The 1,125-nt window shown below is 66.0% G+C and carries 1 protein-coding gene; it reads right to left on the bottom strand.

The genetic code is table 11. The features are described 5' to 3' along the window. Nucleotides 1-23: 23 nt before the first annotated feature. Nucleotides 24-893: an IS5 family transposase gene (locus tag AB0D34_RS47285; RefSeq protein WP_362674404.1), complete on the bottom strand. Its 870-nt coding sequence runs from the start codon at nt 891-893 to the stop codon at nt 24-26. Nucleotides 894-1,125: the final 232 nt, after the last annotated feature.

The raw sequence follows: 1,125 nt of genomic DNA, 5'->3' as shown, positions 1-1,125 counted from the left end.
AGAGGTCGTTTTCTCCCGTTGTTTCATCCAGGGATGCGGATTTGATCCGGTGATGTCGGGTGGCGCCAGGAGATGGTGTTCTCGCCGGTGAGGCGGCGGGCCATGAGGTCGGTCATGGCGAGGTGGATCATGGCTTCGGAACGGTGCGGGTGGGTTTCGTAGTCGCGGGCCAGGCGCCGGTGGAGCATCAGCCAGCCGTACGTTCGCTCAACAGCCCAGCGTTTCGGGATCGGGGTGAACCCTCTGGTCCCGGGGGTGCGGGTGGTGATTTCCATGTCGATGCCGAGGGTGGCGGCGTGCTCGACGAAGTGCTTGCGGTAGCCTCCGTCGACCCACGCCTTGCGGATGCCGGGCTGGGCGGCGGCGACCTGGCCGAGCAGTTGGGTGCCGGCCACGGAATCCTGGACGCTGGCCGCGGTGACCAGCACCGCGAGCAGGAGGCCGAGCGTGTCGGTCACGATGCTGCGCTTCCTGCCCACGATTTTCTTGGCGTTGTCCGTGCCCTGACTCGTGGCGGGGACGCTGGTGGAGGTCTTCACGCTCTGCGCGTCGATCACGCACGCCGACGGCTTGGCGTTTCGCCCCTCCTGCTGGCGCACCAACTCCCGCAGCAGGCCGTTGAGCTGGGCAAAGATGCCGTCGGACTGCCACTTGGCGAAGTAGCCGTAGACCGTGTTCCAATGCGGGAAGTCATGCGGCAGGTATCGCCACTGCACCCCCGTGCGGTCCACGTACAAGATGGCGTTCATGATCTCGCGCAGGTCGTGCTCGGGCGGCCGGCCGAAGTCCAGGGCCCGGCCGCGGCGCTCGAAGCGCCACGCGGACAGGACCGGCTCAATCAACTCCCAGCGGGCATCGGACAGATCACTCGGATACGCACGACGGTCGGCCATGTCCTGGACGTACCGCCGGTCGGGGGCGTGCGCCCAGGCGTGCATCCTGCCTGGCGGAAGCACGGAACAGATACGGGCGTCCTGGAACGAGACAGGCGTAAGCCGACTCGTACCCCAAACATCACACCATCGGCCTCAGGAAGCAAGACCACCCCGACGCCCCCTCCCGCACCAGTTCATCGGCGGGTGCAATAGCGGAGCTATCACCGTAATTGAGATGAAAACGACCTCT

Source organism: Streptomyces sp. NPDC048420, assembly GCF_040651535.1.
Lineage (GTDB): Bacteria > Actinomycetota > Actinomycetes > Streptomycetales > Streptomycetaceae > Streptomyces.
The sequence above is the reverse complement of the archived record's forward strand: the minus strand, read 5'-3'. Positions and strand labels throughout refer to the sequence as shown.